The 17,122-nt window shown below is 67.3% G+C and carries 11 protein-coding genes; 7 read left to right on the forward strand and 4 right to left on the reverse strand.

All coding sequences use genetic code 11. The features are described from left to right. Together B073_RS40620 and B073_RS46555 are read right to left on the reverse strand one after the other, a co-directional pair. Window positions 1-187, reverse strand: a 187-nt coding sequence (locus B073_RS40620; RefSeq protein WP_037812342.1) for a transposase, incomplete at its 3' end; no start/stop codon positions are given. Window positions 188-567: 380 nt separating this feature from the next. After that, window positions 568-894, reverse strand: a complete 327-nt coding sequence (locus tag B073_RS46555) for a hypothetical protein (RefSeq protein WP_158690176.1) — start codon at window positions 892-894, stop codon at window positions 568-570. Window positions 895-956: 62 nt separating this feature from the next. On the opposite strand from B073_RS46555, the gene B073_RS0122040 reads away from it, so the two are divergent. Continuing rightward, window positions 957-1,190, forward strand: a complete 234-nt coding sequence (locus B073_RS0122040) for a hypothetical protein (protein ID WP_018540247.1) — start codon at window positions 957-959, stop codon at window positions 1,188-1,190. A gap of 719 nt (window positions 1,191-1,909) precedes the next feature. Here the strand turns inward: B073_RS0122040 and B073_RS40625 are convergent. Beyond that, on the reverse strand, window positions 1,910-4,249 hold the full coding sequence (locus B073_RS40625) for a CRISPR-associated endonuclease Cas3'' (protein WP_018540248.1): 2,340 nt from the start codon (window positions 4,247-4,249) through the stop codon (window positions 1,910-1,912). A 211-nt stretch (window positions 4,250-4,460) separates the two neighbouring features. Here B073_RS40625 and cas5c point away from each other — a divergent pair, with 211 nt between their 5' ends. From cas5c to cas7c, 3 genes are read left to right on the forward strand one after another with little or no spacing between them, the layout of a single operon-like run. Then, a complete protein-coding gene (cas5c, locus tag B073_RS0122050; protein WP_018540249.1) occupies window positions 4,461-5,177 on the forward strand; it encodes a type I-C CRISPR-associated protein Cas5c in 717 nt (238 codons plus the stop codon). 1 nt (window position 5,178) lies between these two features. After that, window positions 5,179-7,014, forward strand: a complete 1,836-nt coding sequence (gene cas8c / locus B073_RS0122055) for a type I-C CRISPR-associated protein Cas8c/Csd1 (RefSeq protein WP_018540250.1) — start codon at window positions 5,179-5,181, stop codon at window positions 7,012-7,014. Between the two features lie 54 nt (window positions 7,015-7,068). Continuing rightward, a complete protein-coding gene (gene cas7c, locus B073_RS0122060; RefSeq protein WP_018540251.1) occupies window positions 7,069-7,938 on the forward strand; it encodes a type I-C CRISPR-associated protein Cas7/Csd2 in 870 nt (289 codons plus the stop codon). Window positions 7,939-11,756: 3,818 nt separating this feature from the next. Here cas7c and B073_RS40630 read toward each other — a convergent pair. Then, window positions 11,757-12,425, reverse strand: a complete 669-nt coding sequence (locus B073_RS40630; RefSeq protein WP_018540253.1) for a TetR/AcrR family transcriptional regulator — start codon at window positions 12,423-12,425, stop codon at window positions 11,757-11,759. Between the two features lie 343 nt (window positions 12,426-12,768). Here B073_RS40630 and B073_RS0122075 point away from each other — a divergent pair, with 343 nt between their 5' ends. The 3 genes from B073_RS0122075 (at window position 12,769) to B073_RS0122085 (ending at window position 17,122) form a co-directional block, all read left to right on the forward strand. Continuing rightward, window positions 12,769-14,277: a class I adenylate-forming enzyme family protein gene (locus B073_RS0122075; RefSeq protein ID WP_078508113.1), complete on the forward strand. Its 1,509-nt coding sequence runs from the start codon at window positions 12,769-12,771 to the stop codon at window positions 14,275-14,277. Between the two features lie 188 nt (window positions 14,278-14,465). After that, entirely contained in the window at window positions 14,466-15,794 is a 1,329-nt protein-coding gene (locus tag B073_RS0122080) for a LysR family transcriptional regulator (protein WP_018540255.1), read from the forward strand. Between the two features lie 179 nt (window positions 15,795-15,973). Continuing rightward, window positions 15,974-17,122 carry an LLM class flavin-dependent oxidoreductase gene (locus B073_RS0122085; protein WP_078508118.1) on the forward strand — a complete coding sequence of 383 codons (1,149 nt, stop codon included), beginning with the start codon at window positions 15,974-15,976 and terminating at the stop codon, window positions 17,120-17,122.

Consider the following 17,122-nt stretch of genomic DNA (forward strand, 5'->3'; position numbering starts at 1 on the left):
GAAGGTAGGCCCACTGACAGCCGGTCCGCCCCTGGTAGAGGATCGCGTTCACGATCTCCCGCATCGCATAGGCGCCCTGATGACCGCTGACCGAGCGGTGCCGGTCCTTCCACGCGGTGATCACCGGCTCGATCAACGACCACTGCCCGTCCGATAAGTCGCTGGGATATGACTTGCGTTCACTCACCCCGCCAACCCCAGCAGACCCCACACGACGGACCCGCGGATTCCGCCCACACCTCACACCATCGGGCGACCACAGAACGACTCAAAGACTCACGAACCGCCCACTTAGAGGTTTCGATCCACAGTCGCACCCGGGGGCGAAGCCACTCTATGTCCCGTAGGTCATTGGCCCGCCGCAGGGTGATGTTGCGATCCACGGTCCCGCCGGAGGGCAACCGCCAACGGTCAGCTGCGGCTGCATGCCATGGAACGCGAGGACGTTGCGATCCCCGGCTGCCCGGTGGGCGACCGCCACGGTGCCCATTCGTATTGCACCAGGCTGCTGCAGTCGTTGCGATCCTCGGCCGCCCCAGAGGACGACCGCCACTCCGGCTCGCTCGGTTACGTGCTGGCTGACGACAAGGTGTTGTGATCCACGGCCGCCCCGGAGGACAACCGCCACCGGCGATGCGTTCGACGAACGGGCCGGAGGCGACGAGGTTGCGATCCACGGTCGCCCCGCAGGACGACCGCCACGCCCAGCTCGATGGACACCGACCGCAGGTAGTCGGCGCTGCGATCCACGGTCGCCCAGAAGACGACCGCCACCGCAAGGCCCCGGCCCGCACGCTGCGTCGTATCGAGTTGCGATCCACGGCCCCCCTGAAAGGCGACCACCACGACGATCCGTTTCCTGCTGGCGGCGACCTGCTTGTAGTTGCGATCCACGGTCGTCCCGGACGACGACCGCCACTTCCGGGTCGGCCGGCGGGGTTTCCACCACCGCATCGTTGCGACCCGCGGTCGCCCCGGAGAACGACCATGACGACGTCGGCGAACCATGCCTTGTACAGGTCGTAGAGGTTGCGATCCACGGTCGCCCCCGGGCGACCGCCACCCAGACCGGCAACCGCGTCTACGCGGTCACCCTCTACTGGCTGCGATCCGCGGTCGCCCTGGAGGACGACCGCCACAGTCCCCGCGGCCCCGTCGAGATCGACCCCGACAGCGCGTTGCGATCCTAGGTCGCCCCAGAGCACAACCGCCACTCTCGAACCCACATCAGGTACGGGCCGGGCCTGCGGTTGCGATCCGTGGTTGTCCCGGAGGACGGCCGCCACCAGGACGTCGGCCTTCTGCTGGGGGCTGTTGATGTTGTTGCGATCCTCGGTCGCCCCGGAGGGGAGGGCGACCGCCATTTGAGATGGTGCGGTCATCAGCCGACGTTGGGCACAGGGAGGCGATCTCATCACTCCCTCTGCCGGGGTGACCCTCGTGGTCCTGATCGGTCGTGTCCCCCGATCGCTTGCTGCCGACGAAGTCCAGTGACGGTTTGAAGGCGATGGACGACGCTATGAGGTCCTCCCACTGGCAGTCGCGGACAGGATGGGTGGAGACCATGCCGTCCGGTTCACCGCCGCTCTGCTGCGTCGCCCGACCGCTGCTATACACGGCGGCGTTATCGTGTTCGGCGCGAGTGGAGTCGCAACTTCCCGAGAAGACAGGACGGGGCGGGCCGTGGCCAAATAAGCCGTCACCATCGGTGCCCAGGCCGTCTGGTTCCAGCTTGGTGAGACCGTGCCTGTCACCGCACCGTGCCGCTGGCCCCGCCGCTGTCATGGACTGCCCGGCCATCGAAATTCCACGGCTCGGCTGACCTCAGCTTACGTACCCGCATCGACACGTAACGGAATTGCGCCCCTGGAGCCGTCGCAGTGTTGGCGAGGATCTCGCCGAGTGCACCTTACGAGGGCGGCTCGATGCCTCGTTGCGGATGATAGGGACCTGTCCACTCGTGCAGGTCGCCGACGATTTCGACCGCGTGGCCGGTGTTGATTGCTGTCTGCAGTTCTTGTTGTGGGATGGATGCCATGTGGTCCTGGAGTGTGCGGTAGGTCTCCGGGGTCGGTACTCCGCTGCGGAGTTGTTTGATGGCGTTTTGGGCGGTCTGCCGGTCCTTCTGGTTGAGTTGGGAGCGGATGACGACGACGGCCACGGATTGCTCGTTGTCGATCATGCGCATTCTGCGGGCGACTTCCGGGTAGTCCAGCTTCTCTCGTAGTGCCTCGATGGCTTCTCCGGTGGCTCCGTTGAGGTCTGTGGAGGAGCTTCCGGCCTGGAGTCGGTAGCGGTGCCGGTAGTAGGAGCGCAGTGCGTCGAGATCGTCTGGATTTTTCAGCCCCTGGCCGAAGCGGCGGGATGCTGCGGCGATGCCGCAACGGTTGTAGACCACGCGTGGCTGGAGGCCGTCTGATGGTTCGAAGATGGTCATGACGCTGTCCTCGGCCCGGTGGCGGCCTTCGCGGTTGATGCGTCCGGCGGCCTGCTGTTCAGACTCCGGAAGCGACCTGGCACGGAATCCACGCGGGAAGTCGAGGTCGACGCCGGCTTCGATCAACGACGTCGACACCAGCAGAGTGTCCAGGCCTGCCTCAAGGCGTTGCTTTGCCGCCTGGATGGTCTCTCTGCGGTGGCCGCCGGTCATGCGGGTTGACAGGTGCAGAGTGCCCGGATTTTCCTCGCGGTCGCCGAGCCACACTTTGTGCACGTGGCTGGCGTCCTTCGTTCCATTGACCACCACCAGAGCGTCGTCGTGCGTGGCGGCCTCTGCGGCGATGCTCCCGAGGGTCACCTCTGGACCGGTGCGCCACTCGTACCGGACCCGGCGCAGCTGATGGAAGAGCGGCGCTGGATTGGCGACGACGTTCCGCTGCGGCAGGCCGGTTTGCCAGGGGTTCAGTGCGGCGAGTTCCGGCTGGGTCGCCGACGACAGCACGAGGGTCACCCCGTAGTGCTCCACGAGTTGCCGCAGTCCGGACAGGATGGGTGTGAGCAGCGTGTCGGGGAGGGCCTGGACCTCGTCCAGGACGATGACGGAGTTCGCGAGGCGGTGGAGCCGGCGGGTGGCGGACGGGCTGTTTCCGAAGAGGCTCTCGATCAGGCGGACTGTGGTGGTCACGATGAACGGTGCGTCCCAGTTCTCCGCGGCCAGCTTCGCCCACGGGTTGGAGCGGACATGCCTCTGACCTGGGTGGACGCCCCCCGAGGTACCCGAGGGCCGCGACCCGCGCCGGTCGGACGCCTCGAAATTCACCGCGGAGTGGTGTTCCAGGACCACCTCTGACCCATGCTCTGGATCCAGCAGGCGCCGGTAGACCGCCGCGTTCTGCTCCGTGATCGAAATGAATGGGACCGCTACGATGACGCGCCGCAGCCCGTGCAGTGCGGCATGGCGGAGGGCGAAGCCGCCGCCGGCGAATGTCTTTCCCGCACCAGTCGGCAGGTGCAGCCGGTATACCCCAGGCTCGCTGGCGGCTGCTTCGATGGCCTCCCGATAGACATCCTCGCGGAGCCTGTCCAGCCACGAGGGAGCCTTGCAGCATTGGCGTTCGGCAACAGCCTCCCGCCGACGGGTCTCGTACCGCCCCCATAATTCCGTAATGCCCACGTGCGGCCGGGGGGGCGTGCCGGGCCTGAAGTGTGCGGCGGTGTCGAGGCGGTCCGCGTCCACTACAGCCGAGTAGGTCATGCGGATCAGCATCTCCACGCTGGTCCTGTCGCGCGGGTCAAGCCATTCCGGAGCGGCCGGGCACGTTCCGTCCAGGATCTCCGGCATGACTTCGGCGACCTGGCTAATCGCCTGGTTCACCTCTGCGGAGTCCAGCATCAGCCTCTTGAGCCGGATCCTGAGTTCCGACCAGGCGGACAGGCCGGTGTGGTGTCCCTCGATGACACCGGCAAACGGTGTCAGCACCGGATGGCGCCGGGCCGCCTGGGCGAACAGGAACGCCCCAGCGTCGTGGTGTGAGGGGCGGTGGACCTTGCGGCCGGTCGTGGCTTCTTCGATCAGTCCGTCCTGCCAGGCGCACGCGCCCTTGCCTGTGTCGTGGTCGCGCCCCAGCCGGTAGGCGAGTTCTCTGCCTCCCCAGGGTTCGGCGAAGCGGCGGGCCAGCTCGCCGGTGCCTCGGGCGTGGTCTTCGTACCAGTGCCAGATGCCCCGATGGCCGGGTGAGTGGGCTACCAGCCTGCCTTCCGGAACCGGAACCGGACCGCATAACGGTTCAACTTCCTTATTTTCAAGCATATTTGACTTCCCATCATTTTTGCGCTGAGATCCGAACAGGCCGCCACATTCTCCGCCGATCCGCGTAGCGCAAGTCGTGGATCGAGGTGACGCAACGACGCTAGCCGCCAGCACTGACAACGGGCCGGGCCAGCCAGTGCATGAGGGAGGAAGATGCATGATTACGGGGCATAAACGGCAGCGTGGGGAGAGGGGCGATCGGCCGCTTCACGTGCAGGTGGAGGCATGGGGGCCGCTGGCCTGCTTCACCCGCCCAGAGCTCAAGGTCGAACGGGTCTCCTACCCGGCCATGACCCCCTCGGCAGCGAGAGGGCTGCTGGAGGCGATCCTTTGGAAGCCGGAGATCACCTACCGGGTCGAGCGGATCGAACTGCTCAAGTCGGTGCAGTGGACCAGATTCCGGCGCAACGAGGTCAACAACTCGATCATCACCAAGAAGACCTACGAGGACCTGCGCGCCAACAACGGCTACCGCTACGACGTCGCCGAGGACCGCGGGCAGCGCGTCACCGTCGCACTGCGGGACGTCGCCTACCGCATCCACGCCACCATCAACGCCACCAACCGCCGCACCGCGCCGCTGCCGAAGTACCGCGACCAGTTCGACCGCCGAGTCGAGCGCGGTGCCTGCTTCGAGCAACCCCACTTGGGATGCCGAGAGTTCACGGCCTACTTCGGCCCTCGCGGATCAGCCGAGGAGTCCGGCGTCGTCACCGCCGCCGACCAGGCAGGGATTCCCCCGGTCGACGAGATCGGGCTGATGCTCCACCACATCGAGTACCTGCCGAAGGGCCAGGAGCGCTACCACTGGTTCCGCGCCCGCCTGGAACACGGTGTTCTCCACGTGCCGGACCGCCCGCTCGATCCCGCCCAGGTGGGCGGGATGCCCGGGGCCGAGGGCCGCGCCTCTGCCGAGGGGACGGCCTGACGTGCTGCTGCACAGCCTCGTCCAGCACGCCGACAGCCGCGAGGATGCCATCCCCGACTACTACCAGCGGCGACCGGTCATGTGGCAGATCGATCTTTCCAGCACCGACGACAGCGAGCCGCTGATCATTGATCTGCGCCCCAGCAAGGGGGACAAGCCACGGCAGGTCACCGCCCCCTACGGAGTCCGCTCTGGGAAGAACCCGCCGCCATTCCTGCTCGCCGACAGTGCGCTGTACGTCCTCGCCCACCCTGGCCTGGTGAAGCAGCTGGACGGAGAGAAGCTGCCGTCGACCAGCCCGAAGGACCTCACGAAGGCCCAGTATCGTCACGCCGCCTACCGCTCCATGGTGACCTCCTGGTGCGACGAACACCCCGACCTTCCCCAGGCCCGCACGCTGGCCAAGTGGCTGGACAGCTACACGTCGGGCCGCTGGCCGGAGGCGATGGACCAGGGGCATCTAGTGGCCATTAGTGTGGACGGCGAATGGATCCACGACCTGCCGCAAGCTCAGCGCTGGTGGGCCGAGATGGTCACGAGCGCCAAGAGCGGAAAGCCGGGCAAGAGCCAGGAAGGCATCTGCCTCGTCTGCGGACAGACGGGACCGTTACTGAACACTCTCCCGGTTCCCATCAAGGGCCTTCCTAACTCCGGGATGAACACGCAGCTGATCTGCCTCAACCAGCCCGCTCACTACCGGGCCGGCATCAAGCAGCTCGGCGCCACCCCCGTCTGCGTCCGCTGCGGAACCAAGGCCACCACCGCCCTGAACACGCTGCTGGCCGACCCCGAACACCGCACCTACGCCGGAGACTCGGCCATCGTCTGGTGGACCCGCGACCCCACCACCGAAACCGGCATGTGGACCCTGGACAACCCCGACCCCACGGAGGTTGCCCAACTCGTCGACGGGCTCCGCCACCCCCACAAGGGACGCGACGCGCTGACTGCCCTCGACGAGGACGCCTTCCACGCCGTCACCTTGCGGGTAAACACCAACAGGGTCATCGTCGCCGACTGGATCACCATCCCCGTCCCCGAGCTCAAGCGACGGCTGGGGACCTGGTTCGCCGACCAGCAGACCTGGGACGGCTGGAACAACACCTACGTCTACTGGTCAGTCTGGCGCCTCGCCCTGGCCGCAGCCCGCTGGGACAAGCGGAGAAACAAGTACATCGACACCACCATCCCCGTGCATCTCCAAGCCGACCTCGCCAAAGCCGCACTCCACGGCACCCCGCCGCCTGCCCACGTCCTGCCGGTCCTCATGCAGCGCATCCGCGCCGACCACCACATCGACCGGCCCCGCATCGCGCTGCTGCGCCTCGCCCTGACCCGTACAACCACCCGCCACAAGGAGCTGCGCGTGCCCCAGCTGAACGCCACCTCGACCGAGCCCGGATACGTATGCGGACGGATCATGGCCATGCTCGAAGCGATCCAGCGCAAGGCCATGCCCAAGGTCAACACCACCATCACCGACAAGTACCTGACCACCGCCGTCGTCTCGCCCCGAGCCGTCCTCACCCGGCTCCGCATCGGCGCACGCCCCCACCTGCGCACCATCGCCCGCACGAGCGAACCCGCGGCCAGGGCCATGGAAATCCGCATGCGGGAAGCCTTCGACCTGCTCGATGACCTCCCCGCCCACCTGAACGCCGAGCAGCAGGCCCTGTTCATCCTCGGCTACGAACACCAACGCGCCCACTCCGCACGTGCCGCAGCCGAAGCCATCAAGGCCCGCGAGGCCGGCAAGGACCTCGCCGACGACCAGGTAGCGGAAGCCCTCCCCGAAGCCGTCGAGGAGGCAGGCGCAACACACAGCGCTCTCCGGTAAGCGCCCAACACCCCACAACCACGACCAAACCTGGAAAGGACACCAAGCACAGTCATGACCGACGCACATCTGGACCCCACCCGCAAGCACGACTACGTCTTCCTCATCGACGTCAAGGACGGCAACCCCAACGGTGACCCCGACGCCGGAGGTATGCCCCGCATCGACCCCATCACCAGCCAGGGCCTCATTACCGATGTCGCCCTCAAGCGAAAGATCCGCAACACCATCACGCTCGCCCATCAAGGGCAGCCTGGCTTCGAGATGTACGTCGAGGAAGGCGTCGCCCTCAACCCGCAGATCCAGCGCGCCTACCACGAAGGCGGAGCCAAGGAAGGCAACACCGCCACCGCCCAGCAGTGGATGATCCGCAACTTCTACGACGTGCGCCTGTTCGGCGCCGTCATGTCCGTCGGCGACCAGAAGAAGCATGCAGGAAAGGCCCGCGGACCCATGCAGCTCACCTTCTCCCGCTCCATCGACCCCATCACCCCCCTTGAGGTCGGCATCACCCGCGTCGCCCCGAACAAGCCCGAAGACCTCGCGAACGGCAAGGTCACCGAAATGGGCAACAAGCACTACGTCCCCTACGGCCTCTACCGCGGCCACGGCTTCTACTCCGGAGCCCTCGGCACCAAGGCAGACGTCACCTCGAAAGACCTAGCCGCCTACTGGCAAGCCACGACCATGATGTTCGACCACGACCGAGCCGCCTCCCGAGGCGAGATGGCCATCCGCGGCCTGTATATCTTCTCCCACGACAACTCGTACGGGCGGGCACCCGCCCACAAGCTCTTCGACCGGATCTGCATCAAGCCACTGGGCCACAGCGAGGCACGATCCTGGGACGACTACGCCGACCAAATCGACATCGACGAAGACACCATGCCCGAAGGCGTGACCCTCACCCGCCTCGTTGGCTGACGGCGCCCCAGGAACGCAACACTTGCCGCATCGGCAACGACCGCACGTCTCAAGTGGCGGCTGCTCGTCAGGGTGGCCGAGGATCGCAACTGGGATGACGTATGGAAGGACGATGACAATATCCTGTGGCGGCCGTCCTGCGGAGCGGCAGGGGATCGCAACCGGCTAGAGGCCGGCGAGTCGGGACTGTTCCCGGATGTGGCGATCGTCCTCAGGAGCGGCCGAGAATCGCAATCCGGTAGCCTCGGCGGTCTTGCGCATCGGCCAGCGGGTGGCATTCGTCCTCCGAGGTGATCGTGGATCGCAACCTCTTTGGCCAGGGCGGTACGCGCTGCCTGCCGGAGTGGCGGTCGCCTCCGAGGCGACCGTGGGTCGCAACGAGATGGCCGACACCCAGGCCAACATCCGGGGCACGCGGCGGTCGTCCTCCGGAGCGACCGTGGATCGCAATCACCACCAGGTGGGGTCCTCCCCAAGGATCTCCTGAGGTGGAAGTCGTCCTCCGGGGCGACCGAGGATCGCAACTGGCTTACGCAGATCATGACCGAGGCCCACCGCGCGTGGCGGTCGCCCTCCGAGGCGGTCGAGGATCGCAACGTCGTCCCTCGCCGGGTGCCCCGCCCGGCAGCAGATGTGGCGGTCGCCTTCCAGGGCGTCCGAGGATCGCAACTCCTGAAGGTCCATGGTCACCACGCCATCCACGGTGGTGGCGGTCGTCCTCTGGGGCGACCGCGGATCGCAACGATGCGGTGGTGGAAACCCCGCTGGCCGACCCGGAAGTGGCGGTCGCCCTCCGGGGCGACCGAGGATCGTAATCTGGGAATGGCGGCATAGCCGATCAGACCGAGGAGGTGGCGGTCGTCCTGCTGGGCGAGCGTGGATCGCAACAGCTCCAACGACCCCCTGGGCAGTAACGAGGCGTTCACGTGGCAGTCGTCCTCCAGAGCAGCCGTGGATCGCGACTGTGGGGTGGTCTCGAAGTTTCCAGGGGGTACAGGTGTGGTGGTTGTCCTCCGGGGCAGCCGAGGATCGCAACACCACCGCCCTTCGGGTACGGAAGGAGGCCGTAGGCGTGGCGGTAGTCCTTCGGGGCGACTCCGGATCGCAACTCCTGACCGTCCGCAGTAGGCCGTAGATCTCCGCTGTGGCAGTCGTCCTCCGGGGAGACTGTGAATCGCAACCTTGGCGCAATCACCCTCGTGCCGCTGCTCAATTCGTGTGGCGGTCGCCCTCCGGAACTACTGTGGATTGCAACCACCAGGGGCCGAAGTAGCGGCGTGACCAGTCGGTGGTGGCGGTCGTCCCCTGGGGCGGCCGTGGATCGCAACCCCGGCATCGTTGCGGCCGCCGGTGGCGAGCCGAGTGGCGGTGGTCCTCCTAGGCGACCGTGGATCGCAACCAGTGGGACCGCGAGATCAGTAAGACCGTGTTCGGGTGGTGGTCGTCCTCAAGGGCAGCCATGGATCGCAACTGCTACCACCCCAAGGCACTGCCCCAACTCCCCCAGCGGTGGCGATCGTCCTGCGGGGCGGCCGAGGATCGCAACCTCGGCACCCGTACGGGCCTGACGTGGAGGCCGCCAGGTGGCGGTCGCCCTCCGGAGCGGCCAAGGATCGGAACCTTGCGGCGGCTGTGGGTGGTGCCGGCGCGGATGGCGCGGCAGTCGTCCACCAGGGCAGCCTAGTATCGCAATGCTGCGGCAGACAATCCGGAATGGCTGACTATGACGTGGCGGGTGTCTTCCGAGGGGACCATGGATCGCAACTTCCGCTCCACGGTTTACGCAGCCGTCCCCGGACGGTGCGGCGGTCGCCCTCCGGGGCGACCGTGGATCGCAACGTTCTGCACACCGCAGATTACGAGGAGTTCTGCCAGCAGGTGGCGGTCGCCCTCCGGAGCGGCCGAGGATCGCAACCTCGGCGGTCTGCCGCGTGCGGAGATGGACGCCCTGGTGGCGGTCGTCCTCCGAGGCAGCCGAGAATCGCGACTCGATGTTGAACTCCCGCACGCGGCGGGCGCCGAGGAGTGACGGTTGTCCTCCGGGCCGACCGTGGATCGCAACCAACGACGTATGGCGCTGGAAGCACGTGCACGGCGTGTGGCGGTCGTTCTTCAGGGCGACCGTGGATTGCAACATCAGCCCGAGGACGGCCAGGTCATGGCGCTCGCTGTGGCGGTCGTCCTCAGGGGCGACCGCGGATCGCAACTGCGACGGCACAAACGGCTACCTCGGGGCCAGTGGTAGCGATTGCCCTTTGGGGCAGCCGAGGATCGCAACTGTACGATTGCGTAGAGGCCCCGCCGGAGACGTGGGGTCGTGGTCGTCCTCCGGGACGACCGTCGGTCGCAACCTGGTGCCGGAAGGCCACACCCACGAGGATGTCTCCAGTGGCGGTCGTCTCCAGGGCGGCCGTGGTTCGCAACTGCTCTTCGCTGAGCCTCACTGAACGCACAACCCTCGTGGCGGTCGCCCTCGGGGACGACCGTGGATCCCAACGTCCTCGGGCAGCCGGAGGTTTTCCCGGATGACGACGTGGCGTGGCGGTTGTCCTCCGGGGCGGCCGAGGATCACAACATGCCGACGGTGACGATTCCGGCCACGGTGCGTGTGGCGGCGGCCGCCCTCCGAGGTGGCCGAGGTTCGCAACTCGATGATGAACTCCCGCACGCGGCGGGCGCCGAGGAGTGGCGGTCGTCCTCCGGGGCGACCGTGGATCGCAATGTCATCAGCGGGCGCAACCGCCTGCCGTGGGCCGACGTGGCGGTCATCCCACGGAGCGGCCGAGGATCGCAACCCGAGGGGAGCGTGCCGAAGGGGTACGACATCCCCAGTGGCGGTCGTCCTCCGGAGGCTGTGGATCGCAACATCGTCGTGGACGGCCAGCACTTCGTCCCGCTTTGGTGTGGCAGCCGCCCTCCGGAGCTGCCGTGGGTCGCACCAGCCGCTAGGGAAGTCGATGTTCCAGTGGTCGGCGGGTGGCGGTCGTCCTCCGGGCGGGCATGGATCGCAACTGGTACCCCGCCAGCGCCGTGCAGTCCATCGCCCTGTGGCGGTTGCCCCGGGGGCGACCGAGCATCGCAACCGACCCTCCCTGCGGCGGGTTGTGGGCAGAGTCTGGTGGCGGTCGCCCTACGAGGCGGCCAGGGGTCGCAACATGGAGTGGAACATCGACGGGTGCACCGAGTTCTGCATGGTGGTCGCCCCGGGGACAATCCTGGATTGAAACATGAACACTCAGCCAGGACACGTTCGAAACCATGGCGATCGCCCTCCCAGGCGACTGTGGATCGGAACACGGTGTAGGTGACCTCCACGCCGTAGCCGGTGAGTGGTGGCGCTCGCCGCCCGGGGCAGCCGGTGTTGGCGTACGTGGTTTCTGGCTCTGACCGCAGTTTCGTGAATCCCCAGGTCAGGGGTGGGAACGAGGGATCGTTTCAGCACGGTGTTCCCTGCCGTGGCGAGCAAGACGATCGAGGATGTGCTGTTTGCCGGGATCGGCGTGCGAGTGGAGCGCGTCAACGATGTCTCCGGCGGCCTGGTGCTGGAGGCGGTGTCCACGGCGCGTCCGGGCCGGTGCCCGGACTGCCGGAAGCGGGCGGAACGCGTGCACAGTACGTACCAACGCTCCCTGGACGAGAGGCCGTTGGGTCTGCGTCGGATCACAATCCGGCTCCGGGTGCGACGGAACGGCCCTTCGTGCACGTTCGCACTACCGGCACACTCTGTGCCGTGGATGAGCTGTGGGCCGGCGAAATCGCCGCTTCTGTTGGCCACTTGGTAGTGCCTGGACTAATTCGACTTGTGGCGGGAGGTGATGCTACGGGGTCTCGGTGGGCGGGGAGCTGGTGACGGCGTCCAGCAGTGCGGTGAGCAGGAGTTCCAGGTCTTCGCGGAAGGAGTTCCCCCGGGAAGCGGAGCGCCAGTACGAGGAGAGTGCCGCGATGGTGGGGTACGTCTGTGGGTCCGCTTCTGCGGGGATGGTCACCTGGGCCGGGGGTGCCGTGGCGCGGCGGTCCCGGTGCACCCGGTGGGTGAGTGAGCCGATCACGAAGTTCCACACGATGCGGTAGACCACGGCGGCTTGCTCGGGGGTGGTGCCGCACTGAGTGAGAGCGGCGTAGATCTTCTCCATCGTCCCCAGGATGGACGGCGGCATGAGATCCCCGGCCTGAACAATCGGGATGGCCCAGGGGTGGGCGCTCAGCCCGTGATACTGCCAGTCGATGAGCGTGATGAGGCACTGTCGGGGATCGTCGGGGAGAACGGGTTCCGGAGCGGCGGCCACGGAGCGGTCCAGAAGCAGGGTGACCAACTCGTCCCGGTCCCGGATGTGCCGGTAGAGCGCCATGGGAGTACAGCCGAGGTCGGCGGCGATACGGCGCATGGAGAGCCCCTCGAACCCCTGGCTCTCCACGAGCTGATGCGCGGTGTCCACGATGACTTCGCGCGACAGCGGGGTGCTCTTCCCGTGCCGTGGTTGAATCACGAATATATCCTTCCAGTCGCCAATCGGCGCTTTGGGGAGATCTTTGCTCAGAGGGCTTTGCCTGCGGTCCAGCTGGCGTGTATACGCGTATCCTTGCCGTGTCAGGGAGTATACGCATGGTCAGGATCTTCCCCTGGCCTGCGGTTATGCGAGATGGGCGAGATGGGGACGATCGGTTGTAATAGGTGTCTCCCCCCTGGCTCCCTGGTGCTCGCGTGGCCGTACGAGTAGCGTTCCGGCTGTGCACGGGGGAGAACCGCGGGGTCGGCGTGAACCCCTGCCACGCCAAGGACTATTCCGAATTCAGTCCTATCGAATCCGGCGGAGGGGTGATGGACAGGTTATGTCGCCTTCCCATGGCACGGTCTTGAGTGCGAGATTAATTTCCGCGGAGCGGGAAATTTACGGGGAAGAATTCGACCGGGCAGTCAATAGTGTGGTGGACGCACTGCTGGGTGCCGGACTCCGAAGTGGTGACCGTATCTCCTGGGTTCTTCGCAACCGCTACGAGATTCCGCTGATCGGCCTCGCCGCGCAGCGGATCGGGGCGACCGTCGTGCCGATCGGTTGGCGCAACACTCCCAGGGAGACCGGGCGCATGCTCGCCGCGGTGGAGCCCTCCGTCGTGGTGATGGAGGAGCGTACGGAACCCGTCTTGCGGGAGGCCCTTGCATCCGGCCCTCGGGAGTTGGACCCGCTGCTGATGGACGCCGGATCACTGCTGAGCGGATGCGGTGAATGCCACGCCGCGACGGAACCCGCCGCGCATGCGGACGTAGACGCGCGGACAGCGCGCCCTGACCGGCTCGGAGGTGGAGCGTCGATCGTGTTCACGTCGGGGTCGACCGGGGTCCCGCGGGCGGTGGTCCGCACCGGGGGGCATCGTGAGTTGGCCGGGCGCATCGGCGATGCGATGGGGATCGGGGCGGACACCCGGTACCTGGTCGCCGGTCCGCTGTACCACTCCGGGCCGTGGACCTGTGCGCTCATGGTGCTCAGCCGCGGGGGGACGCTGGTGCTCAACTCCCTTTTTCGGCCGGAGGGTTGGCTGGCGACTGCCGTCGAGCACGAAGTGAGCGCCGGGTTTCTTACGCCCACTCAGCTGCGCCGGATCGTGGAGTGTGCCGAGAGGGCGGCTCCGGTGCCCCGATCCCTGACCCATGTCGTGGTCTCCGGCGAGCGCTTCCCGACATCCCTCAAGCGGCGGGCCGTCGCGGCGCTCGGAGACTGCCTGATCGACTGCTACGGCAGCTCGGAGACCGGGCCCGTCTCCTGCACGGCACCCGGGGAACTCCTCACCCGGCCGGAATCCGCCGGTCATCTTTTTCCCGGTATTGAGATGGCTGCCTTTGACGGGGACCGGCAGCTTCCTCCGGGGAGTCATGGGGTGCTCCGGGTGCGCACCCCGCTGGCCTTCGACGGATACGCAGGACCGGACGGCGTGCAGCGGGCGGCAAAGGACGACTGGGTGACCGTACGGGACATCGGAACCGTCGACCGGGACGGCTGGGTCAGTGTGACCGACCGTGCCGACGACCTCATCATCAGCGGCGGGGTGAATATCTCCCCCGCTGAGGTCGAAGCGGTAGTGGAGGGCTGTCCGGGAGTGCGGCAGTGCATGGTTCTCGGACTGCCGGATCCTGAATGGGGAGAGGCCGTATCCGCCGTGCTGGTCGCGGACCGGAAGATCAGCGTCCAGGAGCTCAGGAACTGGCTCCTCGGCCGGATCGCCGATGACAAACGACCCCGCAACGTCTTCTGCCTCGACGCCATTCCCATGACCGGCACGGAGAAATCCTCGCGCCAGGCCGTGCGGAACCTGTTGACCGCCAGAAACACCACCGAAGCGTAGAGCCACCCGTGAACGACCGACCATACGGCCGACTCGCGGTACTCGCCCGACGGTCCGGCCGTGTTCCTGCGCACCGGTTTGCAAAAAGCCGCGTGCTACGCAACTTGGGGGATGAGTTGACGACCGCGACCATTGCCACAGCGGCCTGTACTGAGACCGAAGAGACCGATTCCTCGGGTCACGGCCCGATGTTGGACGCGATACCTGAGGAAATCCCTGGCCGAGAGGAGCTGAGGCTCCTTCAGCTCCTCGCTGAGAACGGAAGCCTGGAACAGGCGTCCCAGCGCTCCCGGCAGAGTCAGGAGACGCTGAGCCGTAGGCTGAACCGACTGGAGCGCCGGCTGGGCGCACCCTTGGTCGAAAACCACCGCAACCGACAGCGGCTGACCCGCGACGGATGGTCGCTGTTGGTCGCCGGCACCCGCCTGGTGTCCACGCTGGAATCGTTGCACCTCGGCGGCGCGGCACCCGGCGAGGGGTGCTGCGCGCGCAGCCGACTGTCCACCCTGCGGATGGCGACCCCGGAGACCGACTGCTGCGACATCACGGACTGCCTCGCCCGGCACGTCCCGGACATTATTCTCAGCGCCGAGGGCACCCATCCGGCAGGTGCTCTGGATCTCTTCGAGCGGTACGCCGTGGACGCCGCCTATTTGTGGGAGGGCGACGGCACGCCGCAGTGCCGGCGGCCCTCGACCTCGCAACTCGTCCTTGAGGAACCGCAGTGGGTCGCTCTCCCGGTCGGTCACCGCTGTGCCGACCGGAGCAGCGTGGAGCTGGCCGAACTCGCGGAGGACCCCTGGGTGGTGGGTGTCAGCGAGGACTCTCACGCCTTCTTCGCCCGTACCTGCCGCGGACGCATTGCACCTCGCGTCGGCTACGTGGTGGAGCGGGAGTCAGAGATGCGCGGCCTGGTCAGCCATGGGCAAGGCGTGGCACTGGTCTCCCCGCTCACTGTTGTCAGCTGCACGTCCGGTTTCGTCATCAGACCGCTCCGGGACGTCCCCGCGCGCCGTTATGTGCTGATCACCGACCCCGGTGCGGTCGGCGCGCAGCTCAGCCGGACGCTGACCGCCGCCCTGCGCAGTGCCTACATCAGTGCCGCAGAGCGGATCAACAGCGGGTTCCGCTGCTCCCGTTCCTTCCCGGTACGGAATGTGGAGGCCACAGCTGCGGGGGCCGGAGATGCCGCTCTGCTGCGCAGCCTCGCCCTGTCCTCCGCGCAGCGCGCACGGGGCCAGGACGTCTCGCTGGAGGTGGAGGACCTGCACCTGCTGCGGGTGGTCGGCAAGTGCGGCAGCCTCAATCGCGCCGCGCCGGTTCTACTGATCACTCAGCCCGCGCTCACCCGCAGGATCGGCCGTCTGGAGGAGCGGCTGGGCGTACGCCTGTTGCAGCGTGGTCCCCGGGGCACGGTGCTCACCCAAGCGGCGCAGCAGCTGATGGACGCCGTACGCGATGCCGAGACAGGTTTTGTCTCCGTGCTCCTAGGGCTGCGAGGGGAGCCCGTGAACTGATCCGGCCGCCGCAAGTGGTGCATCCACAGCTCAGAGCCGGTCCGCGGCACCGCCCGTCCCTGGGCGGCTATACCGAATCCCCGCGGCTATGCCGCCTCCCTCGTCCCTGTCGATTTCGTGGGCGGTGCGGTGGCAGATTTGCCGCACTCTGACGTCGCATCGAGGTGGTGGCCAAGGTGATGCCAGTACGGACCGCCGGGAATCTGGGGGCGGCGGCCGGGGGCGGGACCCCCGGGGCGGCGGAACCCCTACGGCTGCACTGGTTTCTCCCCGGGCACGGCGATGGCCGGGACATCGCGCGCAATCAGGACCGCTCGGATCTGCGGCGGGAGCCGGACATCAACTACCTGGCCCAGGTCGCCAAGGCCACCGACGCGCTGGGTTTCTGCGGGGTGCTGACGCCGTTCGGGATGTTCTGCGAGGATCCCTGGCTGGTGGCGGCGGCGCTGGCCGCGGCGACCGATCGGCTGCGGTTCATGGTGGCGCTGCGCCCCGGCCTGATGTCGCCGATGCTCGCCGCGCAGATGGCCGCCACGTGCCAGCGGATGTCCGGCAACCGGCTGATGCTCAACATCGTGGCCGGCGGCGACCGGGACGAACTCGCGCGATACGGCGACCGGTTGGACCACGACCGCCGCTACGCGCGAGCCGGCGAGTTCCTGGCGATCTTTCGCGGCGCGCTGAGCGGTACCCCGTACGACTTCTGCGGCGACCACTACGAGGTCAAGGGAGCCACCGTGCCGCGGCCGCCGGACCAGTTGCCGGAGATTTTCCTCGGCGGCTCCTCGCAGGCTGCCAAGGAGACCGCGGCGCGGTACGCGGACACCTATCTGGCCTGGGGCGAACGCCCCGAGGACATGGCCGCGCATCTGACGGGACTGAAGAAGGAGACCGCGGTGACGGGGCGCACGGTCACGGCCGGAACCCGCTTCCAGGTCATCTCCCGCGATACCTCCGCCGAGGCGTGGGCCGTCGCGGAGCGCCTGCTGGAGGGGATGGACCCGGCCCGGATCACCCAGGCACAACAGAGGTTCGCGCGGAGCGAGTCCGAGGGACAGCGCCGCATGGCGGCGCTGCACGGTGGCGACCCGACCCGGCTGGAGGTCTACCCCAACATCTGGACCGGCTACGGCCTGGTGCGGCCCGGCCCCACGGTCACCCTCGTCGGCAGCCACGAGGAGGTCTGCGACCGGCTGGCCGAGTTCCATGCTCTCGGCCTGCGTGACGTCATCCTCTCCGGCCAGCCGCACATCGAGGAGGCGTACTGGTTCGGCGAGGGCGTCATCCCACGGCTGCGCCGCCGCGGACTGCTGGATACGACGGCTTGA

This window comes from Streptomyces sp. MspMP-M5 (assembly GCF_000373585.1).
GTDB lineage: Bacteria > Actinomycetota > Actinomycetes > Streptomycetales > Streptomycetaceae > Streptomyces.